The organism is Burkholderia cepacia complex sp. TUM26381, assembly GCF_057439935.1.
Window position 1 is genome coordinate 550,750 of sequence record NZ_CM172007.1, and the last position, 24,150, is coordinate 574,899.

The following is a 24,150-nucleotide window of genomic DNA, read 5'->3' on the forward strand; positions in this document are numbered from 1 at the left end:
CACCCGCCCGTCAACCCGCGACCCTTTCGATCGACGTACGGTCGATGCGCATCGCCCGTACGGGAGGTTCAATCCTGATGGCACCCTCGACGACCGGGCGATGGCGCGCCTATCTGCTGATCGCCGCACTGGCCGGCATGTTCATCCAGTGTTTCGTGCTGGTTTCGTTGCTTGCATGGCGCGTACCCGAATCATTTTTCACCACGATGACGTTTCGCTTCTGGATCGTCGTGGCCGTTGCCACCGCGATCCTGTCGGCCCGTAAGCTTGCCGGCGCGGCATTCAAGGCCGCAGTCGCATGCGGCTACGTGCGGGTGACCGGAATCGATCGCCGCACGGTAGTTGTGTCATCTGATTGCGCGTACCGTCGGTTGGTCGTTCTTCATATCCGGCTCAACGGGAACCGATACGGCGGCGTGCACGGGTGAGTCCGCGTGCACGCGGCCGTTCCCGGGCGTCGCGGTTGTACGGGTCACCACTGGGGAGAAGCATGGTTTTGCTGCATGTGCTGCGCGCGCTGGCCGGCGCAATGTCGATTGCCTGCGGGTTGGGCGTGTTGCTGGGCATTGCGTACACGCTCACGGCCAGCGTGCTCGTCGGCCGGTTCTTTTCCCGGGCGGCGGCGGAACCGCGCACGTATCCGGGCGTCACCGTCGCGAAGCCGCTGCATGGCGACGAATGGGATCTCGTACAGCATCTCGAAAGCTACTTCGTGCAGAATTATCCGGGGCCCGTCCAGCACCTGTTCGGCGTGCACGATGCGGGCGACGCGGCACTCGCGGCCGTCGAGACGCTGCGCGCACGGTACCCGGACGCGAACATCAAGGTCGTCGCCGATGCGCGGCTGTACGGGCCGAACCGCAAGATCGCCAATCTCGTGAACATGCTCGAACACGCGGAGTATTCGGTGCTCTGTTTTGCCGACAGTGACGTGGTGGTCGAGCGCGATTATTTGCGCGCCGTCGTCGGCGCGCTACAGCAGCCGGATGTCGGCATCGTGACGAGCGTGTATCGCGGCGTCGCATCGCCGGGGTTCTGGCCCGGAGTTGCCGTCGCGATGACGAACTACCATTTCCTGCCGGGCGTGATCACCGGGCTCTTCATCGGGCGCGCGCGGCCGTGCTTTGGACAGACGATTGCGATCACGCGCGAGACGCTCGAACGCATCGGCGGGCTGGCGCGTTTCGCGCATCACCTGGCGGAAGATCACGCACTCGGCGAAGCGGTGCGCCACGCGGGCGCGCAGGTCGTCATTCCACCGTTCGTCGTCGGGCACGCGTGTGTCGAAGAGACGTTCGCCCGGTTGTACGCTCACGAGTTGCGCTGGAGCTGCACGATTCGCGCGGCGGACCGGCTCGGTCATCTCGGCTCGGTACTGATGCATCCGGTGCCGCTCGCGCTGCTGGCGGTGCTGTTTTCCGGCGGCGCTGCCGCCGCGTGCGCGCTGACGGTCGCGGCGCTGGCGGCGCGCGCACTGCTGATGCTGAGAACGAGCCGCGCAACCGGCGCCGGCCTGCGCGGCGCACTCTGGCTGCCGTTCGTCGATCTCCTGCAATTCGTGATCTTCGTCTCGAGCTTCTTTGCGTCGCATGTGGTGTGGCGCGGCACGCGGTTTCGCGTCGACCGGGAAGGCCTGCTGTCGCCGGCGGGGGAATCGTGACGATGGCGCCGAACACCGGCACCCCCCATGCAGGCCCGGGCGCCTCGCGCGGCGACGCACGGCTTCGCCATGCGGGGCGCGTGGCCGCGCTCGGCGGGCTGGCGCTCGCGGTGTGGCTGATCTGGCGCGAGCATCCGCTGGACATCCTGCATCGCCTGCAGATCGCCGGCGCCGGGCTGCTGGTCGCTGCGCTCGCGCACATCGTGCCGATGCTCGCGAATGCGTGGGACTGGCGGATGCTGATCCGCGGCCCGCGCCGGCCGTCGTTCATGACGATGCTGAAGCTCGTGTGGATCCGCGAATCGATCAACGGGTTGCTGCCGGTCGCACGCATCGGCGGCGAGATCGTGTCGTTCGGCTTGCTGCGGCAGGCCGGCGTGCGCCCGGCGACCGCCGTGGCGAGCCTCGTCGCCGACATGCAGCTGACGCTGATCAGTCAATTGATCTTCGCACTGGTCGCGATCGGCTACGTGCTCGAACGCGTGTCGTCCGATGCCGCACGCGTGGCCGCGAACCTCGCGATCGGCATGGCCGCGCTGGTGCCGGTGTTGCTGCTGTTCGCGCTGGTGCAGCATGCGCGGCCGTTCGAGCGCGCGATGCGCGTGCTCAACCGCGTCACGAGCGGCAAGGTGGTGGCGCTGGTCGGCGAATCGGCGCGTACCGATCAGTCGATCCGGTTGATCTGGAGAAAGACGGGCATCGTCGTGCGCTACCTGGGGATCTGGCAGACGCTGCAGTTCGCGGGCTATGCGCTGGAAATCTGGCTGGCGCTGTATTTCCTCGGCGCCGATCCGACCTTTGCGCAGGCGCTCGCGATCGAGGCGCTGATCCAGCTGGTGAGCAGCATCGCGTTCCTGATGCCGGGCGGCCTCGGCGTGCAGGAGGGCGGGTTCGTGCTGATCGGCGGGCTGCTCGGGTTCGACCCGCCGACCTGCCTGGCGCTGGCCGGCGCCCGCCGCGTGCGCGACCTGCTGTTCTATCTGCCGGGCCTGCTCGCGTGGCAGTGGGCGGCCGGTTCGTCGAACCGGCCGGGCGGCACGAAGCCCGCATCGTTACCCATCGGGGAATCCGCCCGGCCGCGCTGACGCAGCCGGGCGCGACGCGGCGCGCGAATCAGCGCTGTGCGTCGGCGATATGGCTGCGGATCACGTCGGCAAACGACGTATCGCCCTTCAGCCCGAGTGCTTCCGCACGCGACGTGTCCCAGCGACCCGGCCAGCTGCCGACGATTTTCTCGACCCGCTCGTCGGGCGCATGACGAATCAGCTTCACGACGTCGTCGCCCGCGACTTCGCGCAGCGCTTCAATCATCTCGTCGACCGATACCGACAGGCCCGGCAGGTTGATCACGCGCTTGTTGCCGAGCCTCGCGCCGTCGATCTCGCAACCGGCGACGAGCGCTTCAATCGCGCCGCGCGGCGACAGCAGCCACAGCCGCGTCGAACCGGGCACCGGGCATACGCTTTCCTCGCCGTTCAGCGGTTCGCGGATGATGCCGCTCGCGAACGACGACGCGGCCGCGTTCGGGCGGCCCGGCCGCACGCTGATCGTCGGCAGCCGCAGCACCCGGCCGTCGACGAAGCCGCGCCGCGCGTAGTCGCACAGCAGCAGCTCGGCGATCGCCTTTTCGGCGCCGTACGACGATTGCGGATTCAGCGCGGTGTCGTCCTGCACGACGTCGGGCAGCGCGCCGCCGTACACCGCGACGGAGCTCGTGAATACGACGCGCGGCTGATGGCCGCGTGCGCGGCACACGTCGAGCAGCGTGCGCGACGCGTCGAGATTGATCCGCATGCCGAGATCGAAATCGGCTTCGGCCTGCCCGCTGACGATCGCCGCGAGGTGGAAGATCGCGTCCGTCTGCGTGTCGATCGCGCTTTCGAGCACCGCGCGATCGGCGATGTCGCCGACGATCGACGTCACGCGCGCATCGTCGAAATCGTTGCCCTTGACGACGTCGAGCAACACCAGCTCGTCGATCTTGCCGGTCCGGCCGTCGGGGCCCGTCAGTTCGCCGCGCTCGAGCAGCTTGCGCGCGAGACGCTGACCGAGAAAGCCGGCGCCGCCGGTGATCAGTACTTTCATGTTCGTTACCCTCTGAGGAATGCTTGAATTACAGGTACGGCCTGAGCCAGCCGAGGCCCTCGGACGTGCCGGCCTTCGGGCGGTATTCGCAGCCGATCCAGCCGTCGTAGCCGAGTGCGTCGATCAGCGCGAACAGGTACGGGTAGTTGAGTTCGCCGACATCCGGCTCGTGGCGCTCGGGCACGCCCGCGATCTGGATATGGCCGATGCCCGCGAAATCGCGCTTGAGCTTCATCGCGAGATCGCCTTCGACGATCTGGCAGTGGTAGCAGTCGAACTGCACCTTCAGGTTCGGCGCACCGACTTCCGCGCAGATCGCCTGCGCGTCGTCCTGGCGGCTCAGGAAATAGCCGGGCATGTCGCGCTGGTTGATCGGTTCGATCAGGATCGTGATGCCGTGCGCGGCAGCGGCCTGTGCCGCATGGCGCAGGTTCGCGAGGTAGGTGTCGCGATGGCGCGCGCGGTCGGCGCCCGGCGCGACCATGCCGGCCATCACGTGCAGCTTCCGGTTGCCGAGCACGCGCGCATAGTCGAGCGCCTGGTCGATGCCGCGGCGGAACTCGTCCTCGCGGCCCGGCAGCGACGCGATGCCGCGTTCGCCCGCGGCCCAATCGCCCGGCGGCGCGTTGAACAGCGCCTGTTCGAGGTTGTGCGCGTCGAGGCGCGCGCGGATGTCCTCGGCGGCGAAATCGTACGGGAACAGGTACTCGACGGCCTTGAAGCCGTCGTACGAGGCAGCGGCGAACCGTTCGAGGAACGCATGCTCGGTGTACATCATCGAGAGGTTGGCGGCGAAGCGTGGCATGGCAGCGGGTCCTGTGAATGAGTGGGGCGGGGCGCCATGCACCCCGCGTCGAACGAAGGCGGCCGGATCAGCGGTTCACGAGTTTCGCGGGCGTGAGCCACACGGCGATCGCTCCGATCACGAGCATCGCGGCCAGCACGTACATGCCGGACGACGTGCTGTGCGTGACGTCCTTCAGGTAGCCGATCACGTACGGGCTCGCGAAACCGGCGAGGTTGCCGACCGAGTTGATGATCGCGATGCCGGCCGCCGCCGCGGAGCCCGCGAGGAACGCGGTCGGCAGCGACCAGAACAGCGGGGCGCAGGTCAGCACGCCGCCTGCCGCGAGCGACAGGAACACGATCGACACCGCCGTATTGTGCGAGTACGACGCGGCGACCGCAAACCCGACCGCGCCCATCAGCGCCGGCACGATCAGGTGCCAGCGGCGCTCGCGGCGTTTGTCCGCGCTGTGGCCGAACAGGTTCATCACGACGATCGCGACGAGGAACGGGATCGCCGACAGCAGGCCGATCTGGAGCGTATCGGTGATGCCGGTCGATTTCACGAGCGTCGGCATCCAGAACGTGAGGCCGTACTGGCCCGTGACGAACGCGAAGTAGATCAGCGACATCCACCACATGCGCGGGTCCGAGAACACGGCCTTCAGCGAATGGCCGTGCTTCTGCTGTTCTTGCGGCTGCGCGGCGATCTCGTCCTCGAGGAGCTGCTTCTCGCGCTCGTCGAGCCACTTCGCGCCGCGGATGCTGTTGTCGAGATACAGGATCGTCGCGATGCCGACCAGTACGGCCGGCACGGCCTCGATCATGAACATCCATTGCCAGCCGTGGAAGCCCGAGCCGCCGTGAAAGCGCTCCATGATCCAGCCCGACAGCGGGTTGCCGAAGATGCCCGACACGGGAATCGCGGACATGAACACCGCGATGATCTTCGCGCGGCGATGCGACGGGAACCAGTACGTGAGGTACAGGATCACGCCGGGATAGAAGCCGGCTTCCGCGAGGCCGAGCAGGAAGCGCAGCACGTAGAACTGCGTCGGCGTCTTCACGAACGCGAACAGCGCGGACAACAGGCCCCACGTGATCATGATCCGCGCGATCCAGATGCGCGCGCCGAGGCGGTGCATCAGCATGTTGCTCGGCAATTCGAACAGGAAATAGCCGAGGAAGAAGATGCCCGCGCCGAGTCCGAACACGGTTTCGCTGAACGCGAGATCCTGCGACATCTGCAGCTTGGCGAAGCCGACGTTCACGCGGTCGAGATACGCGACCACGTAGCAGAGCATCAGGAACGGCACGATGCGCCAGAACACTTTCTTGTAGGTGCGGTCGAGTTCGGCCGCATGGGCGGGCGCGGCGGGCGAGCGGCTTGCGGCCGCGTCGAGAGCAGTCATCGTCGTCTCCATGAATATCGTGTGCCGGCGGCGCGTACGCCGCCGGATCGTGTGTGTGCTGACGGAAGGGCCCGCGCACACGGCGGGCATGGGAATCGGTGCGTGACGCGCGCCGGGTTACCAGCGCGCGCCGAAGGTCTGGCGCAGTTCGTCGAGCGCAGCGTCGGACAGCGGCTCGGGCTTCGGCTGCGTCATGAGCCACAGCCGTGCCGTTTCCTCGAGCTCTTCGAGCGCATACGACGCTTGCGATACCGACGGCCCCCACATCACGGGGCCGAGGCGCTCGAGCAGCACGCCGCGCACCTGACCGGCCAGTGCCGCGACTTCGGCGGCGACGGCCGGGTCGCCAGGGCGCCGGTAGCGGATCAGCGGAATGTGGCCGACCTTCATCACGTAGTACGGCGTGATCGGCGGCAGCACGTCGGTGTCGCGCCACACGCCCGCGAGCGTCAGCGCGACGAGGTGCGTCGAATGCGTGTGGACGATGCCGTTCGCTTCTGCGTTGCGCGCGTAGATGCCGCGATGCAGCGCGAGCGTCTTCGACGGCTTGCCGCCCGATACGGGCTGGCCGTCCGTGCCGACCTTCGCGATGTCGTTCGGGTCGAGCCGGCCGAGGCACGCGTCGGTCGGCGTGATGAGCCAGCCGTCAGGCAGGCGCGCACTGATGTTGCCGGCGCTGCCGACCGCATGGCCGCGCGCATACAGGCTCGCGCCGACCACGCAGATCTCTTCGCGCAGTTTCGCTTCGTTGCTCATCGCTCGGCTCCGTCCAGCGCGCGCAGCGCCTTGTCGAAAAAGTCCGTCGTGCCGAAGTTGCCGGATTTCAGCGCGAGGCCGAGCGGTTGCGCGTCGATGGTGGCCGTGGCCGGCACGCCCGGATCGATCTGCGCGCCGATTTGCAGCGACTTCACGTCGAGCGCCTGGACGACCGCGCCGGACGTTTCGCCGCCGGCAACGACGAACTTGCGCACGCCGAGTTCGCGCAGGCCGCGGGCGATCGCCGCGAGCGTGCTTTCGACGAGATGGCCGGCCGCCTCGACGCCGAGCGCGTGCTGCACGGCCTTCACTTCGTCGGGCGTCGCGGTCGCGTAGATCAGCACGGGTTGCGGCAGGTGCGAGCGCGCAAAGGCGAGCGCCTGGTCGACGACGGGTTCGCCGCGCGACGCCGCGAGCGGATCGATGCGGAAGCTCGGCCGGGTCGCGCGCCACGCGGCGACCTGCGCGTTGGTGGCTTTCGATGCGCTGCCGGCGAGCACGGCCGACAGCCCGTCGATGCGCGGCAGCGATGCCGCGTTGTCGCGCTCGGGCAGTTGCTCCGCGCGGCGGAAATTCGCGGGCAGGCCGAGCGCGATGCCCGAGCCGCCGGTGACGAGCGGCAGGCCCGCGCACGCTTCGCCGAGTACGTAGAGGTCGCGGTCCGACAGCGCGTCGGCGATCGCGAAGCGCGCGCCTTCCGCACGCAGCTGTTCGATCCGCGTACGGACGGCAGCCGCGCCGAGCGCGATCGTGTCGTAGCGGATCAGGCCGACCGCCGACTTCGTCTGCCGCTGCAGCACGCGCACGAGGTTCGCGTCCTTCATCGGCGTGAGCGGATGGTTTTCCATGCCCGATTCGTTCAGCAACACGTCGCCGACGAACAGGTGGCCGCGATAGATCGTGCGGCCGTTCTCCGGGAACGCCGGGCACGCAATCGTGAAGCCGCCGCCGGCCGCATCGAGCAGTGCGTCGGCCACGGGCCCGATGTTGCCCGCGCCGGTCGAGTCGAACGTTGAGCAGTACTTGAAGAAAAACTGGCGACAACCTTGCGCGCGCAGCCATTCGTACGCGGCGAGCGATTGCGCGACGGCGTCGGCCGCGGGGATCGTGCGCGACTTCAGCGCGACGACGATCGCGTCGGCATCGAGCGCGGCGCCGTCGGCGGGCACGCCGATCGTCTGCACGGTGCGCATGCCGCTCTTGACGAGCATGTTCGCGAGATCGGTCGCGCCGGTGAAGTCGTCGGCGATGCAGCCGAGCAGGGGACGGGAAGCGGTAGCGGTCATGGCAGGAACGTCGTTCGAATCAGCGGGCGGGCGGCAGCGTGATGCCGGGGAAAGTCTTGATCACGGCGGAGTCGTCTTCGCCGCCGTGGCCGGCGCTCGATGCGCTCATGAACATCTGGTGCGCGGTGGCCGACAGCGGCAGCGGGAATTTGCTGCGGCGCGCGGTATCGAGCACGAGGCCGAGATCCTTCACGAAGATGTCGACGGCCGACAGCGGCGTGTAGTCGCCGTTCAGGATGTGCGGCACGCGGTTCTCGAACATCCACGAATTGCCTGCGCTGTGCGTGATCACGTCATACAGCGCATCGGCGTCCACGCCTTCGCGCAGGCCGAGCGCCATTGCTTCGGCCGCCGCCGCGATGTGCACGCCGGCCAGCAGCTGGTTGATGATCTTCACTTTCGAGCCGATGCCGTGCGCGTCGCCCAAGCGATAGACCTTGCCGGCGATCGCGGAGAGCACGTCTTCGCAGCCCGCGTACGCGGCGGCCGGGCCCGACGTCATCATCGTCATCTCGCCGGAGGCCGCGCGCGCGGCGCCGCCCGACACGGGCGCATCGAGCATCTGCAGGCCGGCGGCCTCGATGCGTGCGCCGAGCGCGACCGCGAGTTCCGGCGCGACGGTCGCGCTTGCGATCACGACGCCGCCCGGCTTCATCGCCGCGACCGCGCCGTGTTCGCCGAACAGCACCGTTTCCGTTTGCGCGGCATTGACGACGAGCGTGACGACGACGTCGCACTGCGCGCCGAGTTCGGCCGGCGTCTTGCAGGCCACGCCGCCTTCGGCGGCGAACGCCTGCAGCACGGTATCGCGCACGTCGCATGCGTGGACGCGCAGGCCGGCGCGCAGCAGCGAGCGTGCGACGCCGAGGCCCATCGCGCCGAGGCCGATGACTCCAACATTTCGTGACATGGTCAACCTTGATCGATTCGGGAGAGGTTCGTGACGGCGGCGGCGCCCGGCCGGGCAGCGGCCGCCGGCTTCAGCAGATGCCGGCTTCCGCGAGACGGCGGGCGGCGTTGTACATGTGCGTGCGCGCCGCGTTGCGCGCGGCCATCGGGTCGCGCGAGCGGATCGCGTCGGCGATCGCCGCGTGTTCTTCACGCACCTGGCGCGAGAAGTCCTCGCGCGTCGCCTCGTTGCGCCGCGTGACCTTCACGCCGGCTTCGAGGTACTGGTTCAGGAACTGCAGCGTCTTCAGGAAATACGGGTTGCCGGTGACGGCCGCGATCGTGCGATGGAACGCGACGTCTTCCGCGACGCCGTCGCGCCCTTCGGCCACCGCATCGTCGATCTTGCGCAGCGCGTCGTCGATGTCCGCCATGTCGTCGGCGGTGTGGTGCAGCGCGGCTTCGGCTGCGACTTCAGCCTCGATCGCGCGGCGCACCGCGAGCAGGTGCGGCAGCGAGCTCGCTTCGACGGCTTCCGCGTAATCGATCCGCAGCGGCCGGATCGCGCCGTGCTGGTTCACGAACACGCCGCTGCCCTGGCGCGGTTCGACCACGCCTTCGTTCTTCAGCCGCGAGATCGCCTCGCGGATCACGGTGCGGCTCACGCCGAATTCCTGCGCGAGCACCGCTTCCGTCGGCAGTTTGCCGCTGGCCGAGAAACTGCCGGCTTCGATCTGCTTGAGCAGTTGCTGCGCGACATGGTCGCTCATCGCACGGGCGGGAATTTTCTCGAACATGATGCTCAGGTTTGTAAGGTGATGTGGTCATCATACAAATTTGAACGAGCATCAGCATCCGGGATAACCCTCGATTTACGACGCGCAACGTCAGTCAAATTGCTTGGAACCGGTTCCAAATGAATCGAAACCGGTGCGAACGTGTGTCGTTCGGCGGTCGGTCAGGGAAGGGGTGGGTGCCCCGTGGCCGTCAGTCGGCGATGTCCTCGACGGGATCGGCCGCCGCCGGTTCGGCGGCTTTGGCCACTTCGCCGCCGCGTTCGCGGTAGGTCGCCGGCGGCACGCCGAACTGCTTGCGGAATTCGCGCCCGAGGTGCGATGCGTCGGCGAATCCGCAGCTCGACGCGATATCGGCGACCGTGCGGTCCGAGCTCGTCAGCAGCCACGCGGCCGTGCGCAGTCGCACCTGCTTCGCGAACGCCTGCGGGCTCTTGCCGGTCTCGGCCTTGAACAGCCGCTCGAGCTGCCGCGTCGACAGATCGAGCTTGCACGCGAGTTCCTCGAGCGGCAGCGCGCGCCCGACATGCTGTTCCATCAGGAGAATCGCGCGCTTGACCTTCGGGTGCGTGGCCGGTTCGAGGCCCGGCGGATGCGGTTGCGGCGCGTTGCCTTTCTGCATCTCGCCGACGAGCAGGATGCGCAACGCTTTCTGCACCGTGGCGTGATCGAAATGGCGCAGCAGGATCGCGGCGGCGACGTCGATCGACGCACGGCCGCCAGAACAGGTGATCCGGCGCCGGTCGATCACAAACAGCCGGTCGGCGATCAGCAGGTCGGGATCGGCTGACGGAAAGCGCTCGATGAAATCCCAGTAGTGGAACCAGCTCACGCAGGTGCGGTAGTCGTCGAGCACGTTCGCGCGCATCAGCGTAAACACGCCGGTGCAGATCCCGACGATCGTCGCGCCGCGCGCCGCCGCGCGGCGGATGAAGTCGAGCGTTTGAGGGCCGGCTTGCGGCCCCGAATGCAGCAGCCCGCCGACCACCACCACGTAATCGAACGGCTCGGCCGCGTCGAACGTCTCCCACGGCGTGATCTGGATCCCGCAACTCGCGCGCACCGGCGCGAGCGTCTCGCCGATCACGCTCCACGCGCAGCGCACGGGCTTGCTGTAGTCGCCGTCGTCGGCCGACAGCCGCAGCATGTCGACGAAGCCGGAGAAGGCCGTCAGCGTGAAGTTCGGCAGCAGCACGATGCCGAAGCGGATGCGCTGCGGCGCAGGTTCAGCGAGGGGGGAAGCGGGTACGTCGGGTGTCATCGCGGCCAATCTCGTCACGCCGGGCGGGCGGTCTCACTCGTTTCACTCTGTTTGCAGGTTACGGCTGCCGGGGCGGCACGGATGCAGCCAGCGTCGCCGATCGGCTGCGGCCGGACTTGTGGTTTTTCGTCGCGAACCATCGCCAAAACGCACTTCCGGCCCGGCCGGTGCGGGGTTTGGCGGCGCTATCCCACGCCGATGCCGTTTTTGTTCTATCGGCCGATTTTACGCTTTGATGTACTGATGCCCAACGACATTTCACGCATGCCACCCAGAGGAAGCCAGATGAACGTCAGCGCGTTCGACCTGTTCAAGATCGGTATCGGCCCGTCCAGTTCGCATACGGTCGGCCCGATGATCGCCGCGTGCCGCTTCGCGTCGCACGTCGAGGACGCGAACCTGCTCGGCTTCGTGCGCCGCGTGCGGGTCGAGCTGTACGGTTCGCTCGGCGCGACCGGCAAGGGCCACGGCACCGACAAGGCCGTGCTGCTCGGCCTCGAGGGCCACCTGCCCGACACGATCGATCCGGACCTGATCGAGCCGCGCCTCACCGCGATCCGCGCGGAGAAGTCGCTGTCGCTGCTCGGCAAGCAGACGGTGCGCTTCGAGGAAAAGGAACACATCGGCTTCTATCGCAAGCTGATGAGCGGCACGAGCATCGTGCACCCGAACGGGATGCGCTTCCAGGCGTTCGACGAGCACGGCCAGCTGCTCGTCGAGAAAGAGTATTACTCGGTCGGCGGCGGCTTCGTCGTGAACCGCGACGGCGATCGCGTGAACGGCGTGCGCGCGGCGGTCGAGGTGCCTTACCCGTTCCGCACCGGCGACGACCTGATGCGCCAGTGCCGCGAACACGGGCTGTCGATCGCCGAGCTGATGATGCGCAACGAATGCGCGCTGCGCTCCGCCGACGAAGTGCGCGCCGGGCTGCTCGCGATCTGGCGCACGATGGCCGCCTGCGTCGAGCGCGGCTGCAAGGTCGAGGGCGACCTGCCGGGCCCGATGCGCGTGAAGCGCCGCGCGGCCGAGATGAACGGCCACCTGCGCGCCCGTTCGGAAGAGTCGCTGCGCGACCCGCTGTCGATGCTCGACTGGGTCAACCTGTATGCGATGGCCGTGAACGAAGAGAACGCGGCCGGCGGGCGTGTGGTCACCGCGCCGACCAACGGCGCGGCCGGCGTGATCCCCGCGGTGCTGCACTACTACGTGAAATTCGTGCCGGGCTCGAACGAAGCCGGCATCGTCGAATTCCTGCTGACGGCCGCGGCGATCGGGATCATCTACAAGGAAACCGCGTCGATCTCCGGCGCGGAAGTCGGCTGTCAGGGCGAGGTCGGCGTTGCGTGCTCGATGGCCGCCGCCGCGCTCGCCGCCGTGATGGGCGGCACGCCCGACCAGGTCGAGAACGCGGCCGAGATCGGCATGGAGCACAACCTCGGGATGACCTGCGACCCGGTCGGCGGGCTCGTGCAGATCCCGTGCATCGAGCGCAACGCGATGGGCGCGATCAAGGCGCTGAATGCGTCGCGCATGGCGCTCAAGGGCAACGGCCAGCACTACGTATCGCTCGATTCCGTGATCAAGACGATGCGCGAAACCGGCGCCGACATGAAGACGAAATACAAGGAAACGTCGCGCGGCGGTCTCGCCGTGAACGTCATCGAATGCTAACGAAGGATCACTAACATGAGCCGCTACTCGATATTCAGCCTGTTCCGCAACGGCCTCTCGTATCACGAGAACTGGGAAAAGCAGTGGAAGAGCCCGGAACCGAAGAAGGAATACGACGTCGTGATCGTCGGCGGCGGCGGCCACGGCCTCGCAACCGCGTACTACCTCGCGAAGGAACACGGCATCACGAACGTCGCGATCCTCGAGAAGGGCTGGATCGGCGGCGGCAACACCGCGCGCAACACGACGATCGTGCGCTCGAACTATCTGTGGGACGAATCGGCCGCGCTGTACGAGAAGGCGATGAAGCTGTGGGAAGGCCTGTCGCAGGACCTGAACTACAACGTGATGTTCAGCCAGCGCGGCGTGATGAACCTGGCCCATACGCTGCAGGACGTGCGTGACACCGAGCGCCGCGTGAACGCGAACCGGCTGAACGGCGTCGACGCGGAATTCCTGACGCCCGCGCAGATCAAGGAAATCGAGCCGACGATCAACCTGAACAGCCGCTATCCGGTGCTTGGCGCATCGATCCAGCGCCGTGCAGGCGTCGCGCGTCACGACGCGGTGGCGTGGGGCTTCGCGCGCGGTGCGGACCGCGCCGGCGTCGACATCATCCAGAACTGCCAGGTGACGGGCATTCGCCGTGAAGGCGGCGCGGTGATCGGCGTCGATACGGTGAAGGGCTTCATCAAGGCGAAGAAGGTCGCGGTGGTCGCGGCCGGCAACACGACGACGCTCGCCGACATGGCCGGCGTGCGCCTGCCGATCGAAAGCCACCCGCTGCAGGCGCTGGTGTCCGAGCCGATCAAGCCGGTCGTCAACTCGGTGATCATGTCGAACGCGGTGCACGCGTACATCAGCCAGTCCGACAAGGGCGACCTCGTGATCGGCGCGGGCATCGACCAGTACACGGGCTTCGGCCAGCGCGGCAGCTTCCACATCATCGAAAGCACGCTGCAGGCGATCGTCGAGATGTTCCCGGTGTTCTCGCGCGTGCGGATGAACCGCCAGTGGGGCGGCATCGTCGACGTGTCGCCGGACGCGTGCCCGATCATCACCAAGACCGACGTGAAGGGCCTCTATTTCAACTGCGGCTGGGGCACCGGCGGCTTCAAGGCGACGCCGGGCTCGGGCTGGGTGTTCGCGCACACGATCGCCCGCGACGAACCGCATCCGCTGAACGCGCCGTTCGCGCTCGACCGCTTCTACACGGGCCACCTGATCGACGAGCACGGCGCTGCCGCCGTCGCGCACTGAACGAGGAGAAACACATGTTGCTGATCGAATGTCCGTGGTGCGGGCCGCGCGCCGAATCCGAGTTCTCGTGCGGCGGTGAAGCCGACATCGTGCGCCCGGTCGCGAACGAGAACATGACCGACCGCGAATGGGGCGAGTACGTGTTCATGCGCGAGAACAAGCGCGGGCTGCACAAGGAGCAATGGCTGCACACGCAGGGCTGCCGCCGCTGGTTCAAGGTCACGCGCGACACGGTGACCTACGATATCAAGGGCTACGAAAAATTCGGTGGCGCCGCTGCCGGCAACGCACACGAAGAGGGTACGAGCAAATGAGCCAGAAAGACCGTCTCGGCACCGGTGGCCGGATCAATCGCGCGATTCCGTTGACGTTCACGTTCAACGGCCGCACGTACCAGGGCTTCCAGGGCGACACGCTCGCGTCCGCACTGCTCGCGAACGGCGTGCACTTCGTCGCGCGCAGCTTCAAGTACCACCGCCCGCGCGGGATCGTGACGGCGGATGTGGCCGAACCGAATGCCGTCGTGCAGCTCGAGTCCGGCCCGTATACCGTGCCGAACGCGCGCGCGACCGAGATCGAGCTGTACCAGGGGCTCGTCGCGACGAGCGTGAACGCCGAGCCGACGCTCGAGAACGACAAGTACGCGATCAACCAGAAGTTCTCGCGCTTCATGCCGGCCGGGTTCTACTACAAGACGTTCATGTGGCCGCGCAACATGTGGCCGAAGTACGAAGAGAAGATCCGCGAAGCGGCCGGCCTCGGCAAGGCGCCTGAAGTGCTCGACGCCGATCGCTACGACAAGTGCTACGCGCATTGCGACGTGCTCGTGGTCGGCGGTGGCCCGTCGGGCCTCGCCGCCGCGCATGCGGCCGCGACGGCCGGCGCGCGCGTGATCCTCGTCGACGACCAGCGCGAACTCGGCGGCAGCCTGCTGTCGTGCCGCGCGGAGATCGACGCGAAGCCCGCGCTGCAGTGGGTCGAAAAGATCGAGGCCGAACTGCGCAAGCTGCCCGACGTGACGATCCTGTCGCGCAGCACCGCGTTCGGCTACCAGGACCACAACCTCGTGACGGTCACGCAGCGCCTGACCGATCACCTGCCGGTGTCGATGCGCAAGGGCACGCGCGAACTGCTGTGGAAGATCCGCGCGAAGCGCGTGATCCTTGCGACCGGTGCGCACGAGCGTCCGATCGTGTTCGGCAACAACGACCTGCCGGGCGTGATGCTCGCCGGCGCGGTATCGACCTACGTGCATCGCTTCGGCGTGCTGCCGGGCCGCAACGCGGTCGTGTTCACGAACAACGATCGTGCGTACCAGACCGCGCTCGACCTGAAGGCATGCGGCGCGAAGGTGACGGTCGTCGATTCGCGCGCCTCGTCGAACGGCGCGCTGCCGGCTGCTGCCAAGCGGCAGGGCGTGACGGTGATGAGCGGCGCGGTCGTCACGGCCGCATCGGGCAAGTGGCGCGTATCGTCGGTCGACGTCGCGTCCCTCTCGAACGGCCAGGTGGGCGGCAAGCTGCAGACGCTGCCGTGCGACCTCGTCGCGATGTCGGGCGGGTTCAGCCCGGTGCTGCACCTGTTCGCGCAGTCGGGCGGCAAGGCTTGCTGGAACGACGAAAAGGCGTGCTTCCTGCCGGGCAAGCCCGTGCAGGCGGAAGCGAGCATCGGTGCGGCGGCCGGCGAATTCGGCCTGGCGCGCGCGCTGCGGCTCGCCGTCGATGCAGGCGCGGAAGCAGCGAAGGCCGCGGGCTTCGCGGCCGCGCAGCGTCCGGCCGCACCGCAAGTCGCCGAAGCGGTCGAAGGCGCACTGCAGCCGCTGTGGCTCGTCGGCAGCCGCGAGGCAGCCGCACGCGGGCCGAAGCAGTTCGTCGATTTCCAGAACGACGTGGCGGCTGCCGACATCCTGCTCGCCGCGCGCGAAGGCTTCGAGTCGGTCGAGCACGTGAAGCGCTACACGGCGATGGGCTTCGGCACCGACCAGGGCAAGCTCGGCAACATCAACGGGATGGCGATTCTCGCGGGCGCGCTCGGCAAGACGATTCCGGAAACGGGCACGACGACGTTCCGCCCGAACTACACCCCCGTGTCGTTCGGGACCTTCGCCGGCCGCGAGACGGGCGATTTCCTCGACCCGATCCGCAAGACGGCCGTGCACGAATGGCACGTCGAGCACGGCGCGGCGTTCGAGGACGTCGGCAACTGGAAGCGGCCGTGGTATTTCCCGAAGAACGGCGAAGACCTGCATGCGGCCGTGAAGCGCGAATGCCTCGCGGTGCGCAACAGCGTCGGCATCCTCGACGCGTCGACGCTCGGCAAGATCGACATCCAGGGCCCCGACGCGGTGAAGCTGCTGAACTGGATGTACACGAACCCGTGGAACAAGCTCGAAATCGGCAAGTGCCGCTACGGGCTGATGCTCGACGAGAACGGGATGGTGTTCGACGACGGCGTGACCGTGCGCCTCGCCGACCAGCATTTCATGATGACCACCACCACCGGCGGCGCCGCGCGCGTGCTCACGTGGCTCGAGCGCTGGCTGCAGACCGAATGGCCCGACATGAAGGTGCGGCTCGCGTCCGTCACCGATCACTGGGCGACGTTCGCGGTGGTCGGCCCGAAGAGCCGGAAGGTCGTGCAGAAGGTGTGCCAGGACATCGACTTCGGCAACGAGGCGTTCCCGTTCATGAGCTACCGGAACGGCACCGTCGCGGGCGCGAAGGCGCGCGTGATGCGGATCAGCTTCTCGGGCGAGCTGGCCTATGAAGTGAACGTGCCGGCGAACGCGGGCCGCGCGGTGTGGGAAGCGCTGATGGCGGCAGGTGCCGAGTTCGACATCACGCCGTACGGCACCGAGACGATGCACGTGCTGCGCGCGGAGAAGGGCTACATCATCGTCGGCCAGGATACCGACGGCTCGATCACGCCGTACGACCTCGGGATGGGCGGGGTCGTCGCGAAGTCGAAGGACTTCCTCGGCAAGCGCTCGCTGACGCGCTCCGATACCGCGAAGGAGGGCCGCAAGCAGTTCGTCGGCCTCCTGACCGAAGACGAACAGTTCGTGCTGCCGGAAGGCGCGCAGATCATCGCGAAGGACACGCAGGTGTCGGCGGTCGATCCGACGCCGATGATCGGCCACGTGACGTCGAGCTACTACAGCCCGATCCTGAAGCGCTCGATCGCGCTCGCGGTGGTGAAGGGCGGCCTGAACAAGATGGGCGAGAGCGTCGTGATTCCGCTGGCCAACGGCAAGCGCATCACCGCGAAGATCTCGAGCCCGGTTTTCTACGATACCGAAGGGGTGCGCCAGCATGTGGAATGAAACGAGAAACCAGACGCAGGTGGCGGGCGCGGGCGGCGTGACGCTTGAATCGCCGTTCGTCGGTGCGGCCGACGTGCTGAAGCCGCACCAGGCGCGCGCATCGCAGAAGTTCATGCTGCGCGAGCGGCCGTTCCTCGATCTCGTCAACGTGCGCGGCGAGTTGAGCGATCCGGCGTTCGTCAGCGCGTTCGAGCGCGTGGTCGGCTGCCGGCCGCCCGCGCAGCCGAACACGGTCGCACGTGGCGCCGATTACGACGTGCTGTGGCTCGGCCCCGACGAATGGCTCGTGCGGTCGAACGGGCCCGTTCAGGCGGGCGTGCTCGAGGCGAAGCTGGCGGAGGCCGTGCAGGGTGCGTATGCGGCGGCCGTCGATGTCGGCAGCGGCTATACGGTCGTCGAGATCAGCGGCGAACGCGTGCGCGACGTGATCGCGCGCGGCTGCCCGCTCGATCTGCATCCGCGCGTGTTCAAGCCGGGCCAGTGCGCGCAGTCGCACTACTTCAAGTCGCCGATCACGCTGATCCCGACCGGCGACGACACGTTCGAGATCGTCCTGCGTCGCAGCTTCGCCGACTATTTCGTGCGCATCATGCTCGACGCCGCGGCGCCGCTCGCATCATGAAGCCGTTCGACGAACCGTTCGTGGCGATCGACGCGCCGCGCCTGCGCGGGCGCGGCTGGAGCGTGTTCGTCGACGAACTGAAAGTACCCGCGCGGATCGGCATTCATGCGCACGAGCATGAATCGCCGCAGCCGATCGTGATCGATGCGCGGCTCGGGTATCGCTGCGAGCCGAGCGAGCAGGGCGAGTGGATCGACTACGACGGCTATTGCGCGCGCGTCGCGTCGTTCCTGTCGCACAAGCCGCATACGCGGCTGCTCGAAACGCTCGTCGCCGATATCGCGGTGCTGTCGTTCCGTGAGTGGCCGGCGCTGGAGTCGCTGACGCTGTCGGTGTACAAGCCGAAGATCCGGCCCGGGACGAAGCGCGTCGGCGTATCGCTCGACTGGACACGCGGCGATTACCTGCGGTGGACGGGGGCGGCGGGGCAGCTTTGAGGTCAGGGCAGCGCGGTCGTCCCGGTTCGTCGAGAACAGTAATTCCTGAAATATGAGAATAATTAGAGGACTGGGAGTTTGGGTTGCTTTGTTCCTGAAATACAAGAACAATCGGCGGCCTGAAGCTTTTGCGAGTATAGTTCTGGTGTTTTCGTAACAATGGTGCCAAACCTGGCTGGCGCCACTTTGTTCCTGGAATTCCGGAATTATGGCTCGTACCTTACCTCGCCCGATTGCTAACCCCGATCCGCTGGCACTGGATCTGGCCGCGCTGGGGGCGCTCGTGCGCAACCGGCGAGCGCAGAACCAGATGCGGATCGACGACGCGGCCGATATGCTCGGTGTCTCAAAGGACGTGTTGTCCCGGCTGGAAAACGGCCGGGCGGTGAGCCTCGATAAATTGTTCAAGGTGCTCGACGGCCTGGGTCTCAATCTGCTTGTCGTGCCGAAACGCGACGTCCCCGTCGCCCGCAAGGCGTTGCACGAACACATGGCATCGCAGGCTGTTGCGCCAGGGTCGCAGGAGTCGGCCTGATGGTCCATCGCCTGAGCATTTCGACCAACGGCTCGCCGGTCGGCCGGTTGACCTACGACGCCCGTCAGGACGACTACGGTTTTGCGTACGATCCGTCGTGGCAGGCGCGCGCCGACGCGTTTTCACTGTCTCCGTGCATTCCGCTCGACGGCGGCCCGCTTCCCGCGGGCGCGGTCCAGCGCTTCATCGGCAATTTGCTGCCCGAGGGCCGCGCGCTCGAAGTGGCCGCGGCGATGTATCAGATATCGAAGGACAACGTCTTTGGCTTGATCCGCATGCTTGGGAAAGAGCCAGTCGGTGCGTTGAGCTTCGTTCCCGACGATGGTGCCGATGTGCAGGCGCCGGCGGCCGTCGAACCGGTGCGGCGTGTGATATCCGCGGAGGAGTTGACCGACCGGATTCGCAAGCGAGACGCAATTCCATTTCCCGTCTGGGACGACCGGGTTCGCCTGTCGATTGCTGGTCATCAGGACAAACTGCAGGTACTGGTCGAGGGCGAGCAATTCGCGCTCGTCGAAGGGGCGCTCAGCAGCACGCATATCCTGAAGCCCGAGTCCCGCAATCCGCACGCCCCGTTCATGGTTGCCAACGAACATTTCTGCATGACGCTGGCTGCCCGAATGGGGCTGCCGGTGGCGCATGTCGAGATGCGGCGCATTCCCGAACCCATTCTGCTTGTCGAGCGATTCGACCGGATCGTGACGATCGAACCGGGGGATCCGCAGCGTGTCCGTGCAGTGCGGCGCCTCCACATCATCGATGGATGCCAGGCACTGGATTTGCCGGCAACGCTCAAGTACGAACGCAACCTCGGGAACAATGCGGACGTCCGCAATATTCGAGAGGGCGTGAGCTTCGAGAAGCTGTTTTCGTTGGCACCGTGTCTCGAGACTCCGGCCGCCGCGCGCTCGGCGATGTTGCGCTGGGCGCTGCTGCAATTGCTGATCGGCAACAGCGACGCACACGGCAAGAACATTTCGTTTTTTGTCGGTAGCGGCGGTCTCGCTCCCGCGCCGCTTTACGATCTCGTTTGCGTCAATGTGTACGGCGACGCATATGTCCAGGACATGGCGATGGCTTACGGTGACGTATTCCGTCCCGAGGAACTGACCGCTTTCGCGTTGGCGGATTTTGCGCATCGCGTGCACATCCGGCCGGCGTTCGTCGCACGCGAATTGACGAAGATGGCGACGCTGGCCAGGAAGCTGGCTCCCGAGTTGGCCGAGTCGGACGTGTACACGGACGAGGAGCGCGAGTGGGTGCGAAATATTTCGGACTGCATATGCGATCAGGCCGAAAAGACGCTGCGTATCGCACCCGTGATTGCCAAGGTCAACGTCGATCTTCTGTGAGGCGCCGCGGCATTGCGCCGTGCGGGCGCGTCAAGCCGCAGCCGTCCCGTTCAACGCCGGATAGTCGACATACCCGCGCGCATCGCCGCCGAAGAACGTGTCGCGCTGCGCGTCGTTCATCGGTGCGCCCGTTTTCAGCCGCGTCACGAAATCCGGATTCGCGAGCACCATCTGGCCGTACGCTTCGAGATCGGCGAGGCCCGTCGCGACATCCGTGCCGATCGCATCGCGCGTGCGGCCCGGCCGGTTCACGATCAGCGTGCCGTTCCAGCGTGTGCGCAGGTCCGCGAGCAGCGGTTCGTCGCCCTGGTGCATCACGTGCAGGTACGCGAGGCCGAGCCGGTCGAGTGCCGTCGCAAGGTGGCGATACAGGTCAGCGCTTTCCGGACCTTCGTCGATGCCCCACAGCGTCGTGCCCGGCGACAGGCGGATCGCGGTGCGGTCCGCGCCGATCTCGTCGGCGATCGCCCCGGCCACCTCGATCGCGAAGCGCGTGCGGTTCTCGATCGGGCCGCCGTACGCGTCGGTGCGGGTGTTGGCGTTCGGTGCGAAGAACTGCTGGACCAGATACCCGTTCGCACCGTGGATCTCGACGCCGTCGGCGCCGGCCTCGATCGCGCGGCGCGCGGCAACGCGGAAGTCGTTCACGGTGCCGCGCACTTCGTCCGTCGTCAGCGCGCGCGGCACCGGAATCTCCTGCATCCCTTTCATCGTGAACATCGGCACGCTCGGCGCGATCGCGGAAGGCGCGACGCCCTGGCGATGGTGCGGCGTATTGTCGGGGTGCGACATGCGTCCCACGTGCATCAACTGGATGAACAGGCGGCTGCCGCGCGCGTGTACGCGCTCGCTGACCGCCTTCCAGCCGGCGACGTGCGCATCGGTGTAGATGCCGGGCGTCGTCAGGTAGCCCTGGCCGTCGTCCGACGGCTGGGTGCCTTCGCTGACGATCAGGCCGAGGTCCGCGCGCTGCGCGTAGTACTCGGCGGCCAATGCGCCGGGCGTGCCGTCGGATGCGGCGCGGCTGCGCGTCATCGGCGCCATGACCAGGCGGTTCTGCAGGTCGTAGCGGCCGACGCGGACCGGGGCGAACAGTCGCGGCGCTGCCTGGCCGGCTTGAGCGGGAACGAAAAGCGGTTTCATCGCGTATTTCCTCATCGAAGTTCGGGCGACGGCACCGGGGTGGTGCCGCATCGGGCGAGGGTCGCGCACGTTGTGCCGGCCGTGACGCCATACCTGCATCATCCATTGCTCCTTTTTCGAGATAAAGTAGGTCTCGTGGAGAACATTGATCCATCGATGGAGCACTGGGCATGGAACTGCTGAACGACATGGCGCTGTTCGTGGAAGTCGTGAAGGCGCGCGGCTTTCGCAGCGCCGCGCAGGCGCTGGGGATGCCGAATTCGACGCTGTCGCGGCGCATTGGCGCGCTGGAAAAGGCGATCGGCCTGCGGCTGCTGCACCGCACGACGCGCCGAATCGAGCTGACGGAAGCCGGGCAGCTGTATTTCGAGCGCTGCAAGCGCATCGTCGACGAGGCGCGGCTCGCGCACGAGCAGCTCGGCGGGCTGCTGGCCGAACCCGCCGGCGTGTTGCGTGCGTCGTTTCCGGTCGATTTCGCGGTGATCTACCTGACGCCGTTGATCGTCGAATTCGCGAACCGCTACCCGAAGCTCACCTTCGATTTCGAGCTGACGTCACGGCGCGTCGACCTCGTGAGCGAGCCGTTCGACGTCGCGATCCGGATCGGCGAATCGGCGGATTCGCAACTCGTCGCGCGGCGGCTCGCGACGTTCCGCAACTACCTGTATGCGTCGCCGCGCTATCTCGAACGTGCGGGCGAGCCGCTCGAACCGGGCGACCTGGCGCGGCACCAGTGCTTGAGCGTGCAGCGCGTCGCCACCTGGACGCTGCGTCGCGGCGAGCAGGCAGTCGAGGTGCCGGTGGGCGGGCGGTTCGTCGTGAACAGCGTGGGCATGAACCGGCAACTGGCCGTGCATGACGCGGGGATCATCCAGCTGCCGGAGGAAGTGGTGGCCGACGACGTCGCCGCCGGCCGGTTGCGGCGCGTGCTCCCTGAATGGGAGGGGGCGCTCGTGCCCGTCTTCGCGATGACCGAAACGCGTTTGCTGCCCGCGAAAACGCAGGTTTTCATCGAGTTTCTGCGCGCGCATTTCGCACCGGCGTGACGGGGGCACGCGCCGCGCCCGTTCTCAGGTCACTTTTGCGCCGATGGCGGCGCGTCCGCTTGCGCGGCCCATTTGTTCAGGATGCGCACGCGCGCCTGGCTGAAATCGACCCAGCAGTTCATCCACGCGTCGTTCGGGATCATCGGCCCGGGATTGGCGGCTTTTACGTAGTCGCAGGTGTCGCTGGCGAAGCGGGTCCAGCTGGCCTGCGACTTCGCGAGCGCGCTGGCTGCGTCGGGGCTGCGCGCTTCGAGCTTGCGCGCGAGCGACTGGTACGCGCTGTCGACTGCCTGATGGTTGTGGTCGAGGATGCAGGCCCGCACGTTGTCCATCGTCGGGCCTTGCTGTTCGCAATCGGCGGCGGCGAAAGCGTGGCCGGTTGTCAGCGCGGCGATGGCAAGGAAGCGGGCGGCGAGTCGGATCGCGTGGCGCATGCGCGGCACCGTCGAGAAGGGGGCGCTTACTGACTGTTGCGCGCCGACGCAGGGGGCGACGTATCGCTGACCGGTATCAGGCGGGCCTTCGTGTCGCTCGGCGCTTTGGCGGCTTTCGCGTCGTCGTCGGGTTCGAGCACGAACCGGAACGAATCGACCCGCTGCATCACCTTTGCCGCATACGCGTTGGAACCGCCGTAGCTCTTCAAGCCGGCCTGCACGTTGCCGCCGGCCGCCCTCACGTAGCCCGACAGGATCGCGGAACCGGCTTCGACGTTCGCATTCGGCTCGGTCAGATCCTTCACGTTGCGCAGCATGCCGCGATGCGCGGCTGGCACGACCTGCATCAGCCCCGTGGCGCCATGCTGGCCACGCGCCTTTTCCTGGAAGCGCGATTCGATCGAAATAATGGCGTAAACGAGTGCCGGCGGCAGCGAATATTTCGTCGCAGTGACGCTCACGATATCGGCGAGCTTCGCGGCGCGTTCCTTCGCGACGCCGAATTTCTTCGTCAGGTAGGACGTGATGCGGCGGTTTGCTTCGTTCGGCTGATCGTTGGCGTTCGCGAGCGGCGCGGAGGCAACGGGCGGCACCGATGCGGCCGCTTCGGGCGCGGACGCAGGCAGTGCAGGCGCTTGCTGCGCCGATGCCTGTTGCGCGATGCCGAGCGAAAGCACGATCAGCCAGAGAAACCGTCGTCGCATGGTCGAGTGCGGGGAAATGGGAGGCGCATAGTATATCGGCCAATCGCGGCGGGTGGTCGAGCGCCGGCTCGAATGAAAGCGATGTGTAGGTTTGTGGCGTTCGCGGTGATCGACAAGCCGATCGTTGCACGGACACGCATCGGAGTCCGGACGAAACGGGCGTTTTCGTCCTTTCCCGGGACGCCTCCGCCGTATCGCGGGCATGTCGTTGGCTCGCTTGCCCCATTCCGCCTGCAGTCCAGGCGTTGTTCGAGAATTGGCCGAACGGAGCGCTAGTTGATGATCTCGCCCGTGCCGGTCTCGATGCGGATCCTGAGCTGCTGGATGAACTCCGGATCGTAGGGTTCCCAGCTATCGAGTTCGCCGATGATTTTCAAGGGCAGTGTGCTTCGATACGATCGCGTTGGATTGCCCGGGAATTTTTTATCCGTGACGTTCGGGTCGTTTTCGAATGCTCCGGCGGGCTCGACGATGTAGACCCGCGGCTTGCCGTCGCCTCTGGCCATTTCCGCGGCAAGGCCGGCGCCCTTGGGCAGGGCCGTGAAGTAAACGTGATTCATCACGACGTTGTCCCGATAATTCGATCTGAAGCCGGCTGTCAGCAAGTCGCCGATTCGCAAATCCGCTCTCGTGCCGTGAAAAAACGGGCCGGTGTCGATGACAGCCATGGCTTCTCCTTCGCAAAATTTCGCAGCG

24 protein-coding genes are annotated in these 24,150 nt (G+C 66.9%); 12 read left to right on the forward strand and 12 right to left on the reverse strand.

Annotated elements, in window-relative coordinates:
- Window positions 1–77: 77 nt before the first annotated feature.
- The 3 genes from ACWMMN_RS19275 to ACWMMN_RS19285 all read left to right on the forward strand — a co-directional run bounded on the left by ACWMMN_RS19275 (window position 78) and on the right by ACWMMN_RS19285 (window position 2,745).
- Window positions 78–428 (forward strand): hypothetical protein, encoded by a 351-nt coding sequence (locus tag ACWMMN_RS19275; RefSeq protein ID WP_059239082.1) that lies wholly within the window; start codon window positions 78–80, stop codon window positions 426–428.
- Between the two features lie 62 nt (window positions 429–490).
- Window positions 491–1,660: a bacteriohopanetetrol glucosamine biosynthesis glycosyltransferase HpnI gene (hpnI, locus tag ACWMMN_RS19280; protein ID WP_059239084.1), complete on the forward strand. Its 1,170-nt coding sequence runs from the start codon at window positions 491–493 to the stop codon at window positions 1,658–1,660.
- A gap of 2 nt (window positions 1,661–1,662) precedes the next feature.
- Entirely contained in the window at window positions 1,663–2,745 is a 1,083-nt protein-coding gene (locus tag ACWMMN_RS19285; RefSeq protein WP_486423802.1) for a lysylphosphatidylglycerol synthase domain-containing protein, read from the forward strand.
- A 28-nt stretch (window positions 2,746–2,773) separates the two neighbouring features.
- Here ACWMMN_RS19285 and denD read toward each other — a convergent pair whose 3' ends face one another.
- The 8 genes from denD to ACWMMN_RS19325 all read right to left on the reverse strand — a co-directional run bounded on the left by denD (window position 2,774) and on the right by ACWMMN_RS19325 (window position 10,928).
- The gene (gene denD / locus ACWMMN_RS19290) at window positions 2,774–3,745 is read right to left on the reverse strand and encodes a D-erythronate dehydrogenase (protein WP_486423803.1); all 972 of its coding nucleotides are present in this window, start codon (window positions 3,743–3,745) and stop codon (window positions 2,774–2,776) included.
- A 28-nt stretch (window positions 3,746–3,773) separates the two neighbouring features.
- Window positions 3,774–4,550 (reverse strand): 2-oxo-tetronate isomerase, encoded by a 777-nt coding sequence (otnI, locus tag ACWMMN_RS19295; RefSeq protein WP_059239090.1) that lies wholly within the window; start codon window positions 4,548–4,550, stop codon window positions 3,774–3,776.
- A gap of 67 nt (window positions 4,551–4,617) precedes the next feature.
- Entirely contained in the window at window positions 4,618–5,943 is a 1,326-nt protein-coding gene (locus tag ACWMMN_RS19300; protein ID WP_059240909.1) for an MFS transporter, read from the reverse strand.
- A gap of 117 nt (window positions 5,944–6,060) precedes the next feature.
- Window positions 6,061–6,699, reverse strand: coding sequence for a 3-oxo-tetronate 4-phosphate decarboxylase (otnC, locus tag ACWMMN_RS19305; RefSeq protein ID WP_059239092.1), 639 nt, complete (start codon window positions 6,697–6,699; stop codon window positions 6,061–6,063).
- The gene (gene otnK / locus ACWMMN_RS19310; RefSeq protein WP_342705356.1) at window positions 6,696–7,985 is read right to left on the reverse strand and encodes a 3-oxo-tetronate kinase; all 1,290 of its coding nucleotides are present in this window, start codon (window positions 7,983–7,985) and stop codon (window positions 6,696–6,698) included. The genes otnC and otnK overlap by 4 nt, the downstream gene beginning before the upstream one ends.
- A 19-nt stretch (window positions 7,986–8,004) precedes the next feature.
- Entirely contained in the window at window positions 8,005–8,895 is an 891-nt protein-coding gene (gene ltnD / locus ACWMMN_RS19315; protein ID WP_486423804.1) for an L-threonate dehydrogenase, read from the reverse strand.
- Between the two features lie 70 nt (window positions 8,896–8,965).
- Window positions 8,966–9,670 carry a FadR/GntR family transcriptional regulator gene (locus ACWMMN_RS19320; protein WP_059239098.1) on the reverse strand — a complete coding sequence of 235 codons (705 nt, stop codon included), beginning with the start codon at window positions 9,668–9,670 and terminating at the stop codon, window positions 8,966–8,968.
- Between the two features lie 190 nt (window positions 9,671–9,860).
- Window positions 9,861–10,928 carry a GlxA family transcriptional regulator gene (locus ACWMMN_RS19325; RefSeq protein WP_486423805.1) on the reverse strand — a complete coding sequence of 356 codons (1,068 nt, stop codon included), beginning with the start codon at window positions 10,926–10,928 and terminating at the stop codon, window positions 9,861–9,863.
- A 285-nt stretch (window positions 10,929–11,213) separates the two neighbouring features.
- Between ACWMMN_RS19325 and ACWMMN_RS19330 the strand changes: the two genes are divergently transcribed.
- From ACWMMN_RS19330 to ACWMMN_RS19365, 8 genes are all read left to right on the forward strand, one after another.
- Window positions 11,214–12,599 (forward strand): L-serine ammonia-lyase, encoded by a 1,386-nt coding sequence (locus tag ACWMMN_RS19330; RefSeq protein WP_486424080.1) that lies wholly within the window; start codon window positions 11,214–11,216, stop codon window positions 12,597–12,599.
- Window positions 12,600–12,614: 15 nt separating this feature from the next.
- Entirely contained in the window at window positions 12,615–13,859 is a 1,245-nt protein-coding gene (locus ACWMMN_RS19335) for a sarcosine oxidase subunit beta family protein (RefSeq protein ID WP_486423806.1), read from the forward strand.
- A gap of 14 nt (window positions 13,860–13,873) precedes the next feature.
- Complete coding sequence (locus tag ACWMMN_RS19340; protein WP_059239102.1) at window positions 13,874–14,173, forward strand: sarcosine oxidase subunit delta; 300 nt, start codon at window positions 13,874–13,876, stop codon at window positions 14,171–14,173.
- On the forward strand, window positions 14,170–17,181 hold the full coding sequence (locus ACWMMN_RS19345; RefSeq protein ID WP_059239104.1) for a sarcosine oxidase subunit alpha family protein: 3,012 nt from the start codon (window positions 14,170–14,172) through the stop codon (window positions 17,179–17,181). Before ACWMMN_RS19340 ends, ACWMMN_RS19345 begins: the two co-directional genes overlap by 4 nt.
- Window positions 17,171–17,803 carry a sarcosine oxidase subunit gamma gene (locus ACWMMN_RS19350; protein WP_486423807.1) on the forward strand — a complete coding sequence of 211 codons (633 nt, stop codon included), beginning with the start codon at window positions 17,171–17,173 and terminating at the stop codon, window positions 17,801–17,803. Before ACWMMN_RS19345 ends, ACWMMN_RS19350 begins: the two co-directional genes overlap by 11 nt.
- Window positions 17,800–18,240, forward strand: coding sequence for a dihydroneopterin aldolase (locus ACWMMN_RS19355; protein ID WP_059239107.1), 441 nt, complete (start codon window positions 17,800–17,802; stop codon window positions 18,238–18,240). The genes ACWMMN_RS19350 and ACWMMN_RS19355 overlap by 4 nt, the downstream gene beginning before the upstream one ends.
- 208 nt (window positions 18,241–18,448) lie before the next feature.
- A complete protein-coding gene (locus tag ACWMMN_RS19360; RefSeq protein WP_059239109.1) occupies window positions 18,449–18,775 on the forward strand; it encodes a helix-turn-helix domain-containing protein in 327 nt (108 codons plus the stop codon).
- Window positions 18,775–20,127 carry a HipA domain-containing protein gene (locus ACWMMN_RS19365; RefSeq protein ID WP_486423808.1) on the forward strand — a complete coding sequence of 451 codons (1,353 nt, stop codon included), beginning with the start codon at window positions 18,775–18,777 and terminating at the stop codon, window positions 20,125–20,127. The genes ACWMMN_RS19360 and ACWMMN_RS19365 overlap by 1 nt, the downstream gene beginning before the upstream one ends.
- A 30-nt stretch (window positions 20,128–20,157) precedes the next feature.
- Here the strand turns inward: ACWMMN_RS19365 and ACWMMN_RS19370 are convergent, their stop codons facing one another.
- Window positions 20,158–21,270: an alkene reductase gene (locus ACWMMN_RS19370; protein ID WP_486423809.1), complete on the reverse strand. Its 1,113-nt coding sequence runs from the start codon at window positions 21,268–21,270 to the stop codon at window positions 20,158–20,160.
- A gap of 170 nt (window positions 21,271–21,440) precedes the next feature.
- On the opposite strand from ACWMMN_RS19370, the gene ACWMMN_RS19375 reads away from it, so the two are divergent.
- The gene (locus tag ACWMMN_RS19375) at window positions 21,441–22,316 is read left to right on the forward strand and encodes a LysR family transcriptional regulator (protein ID WP_059239116.1); all 876 of its coding nucleotides are present in this window, start codon (window positions 21,441–21,443) and stop codon (window positions 22,314–22,316) included.
- Window positions 22,317–22,345: 29 nt separating this feature from the next.
- Here ACWMMN_RS19375 and ACWMMN_RS19380 read toward each other — a convergent pair whose 3' ends face one another.
- The 3 genes from ACWMMN_RS19380 to arr form a co-directional block, all read right to left on the reverse strand.
- Window positions 22,346–22,750, reverse strand: coding sequence for a lysozyme inhibitor LprI family protein (locus ACWMMN_RS19380; protein WP_059239118.1), 405 nt, complete (start codon window positions 22,748–22,750; stop codon window positions 22,346–22,348).
- Between the two features lie 26 nt (window positions 22,751–22,776).
- The gene (locus ACWMMN_RS19385; RefSeq protein WP_059239120.1) at window positions 22,777–23,454 is read right to left on the reverse strand and encodes a lytic transglycosylase domain-containing protein; all 678 of its coding nucleotides are present in this window, start codon (window positions 23,452–23,454) and stop codon (window positions 22,777–22,779) included.
- Between the two features lie 272 nt (window positions 23,455–23,726).
- Window positions 23,727–24,122 carry an NAD(+)--rifampin ADP-ribosyltransferase gene (gene arr, locus ACWMMN_RS19390; protein ID WP_059239122.1) on the reverse strand — a complete coding sequence of 132 codons (396 nt, stop codon included), beginning with the start codon at window positions 24,120–24,122 and terminating at the stop codon, window positions 23,727–23,729.
- Window positions 24,123–24,150 lie beyond the last annotated feature (28 nt).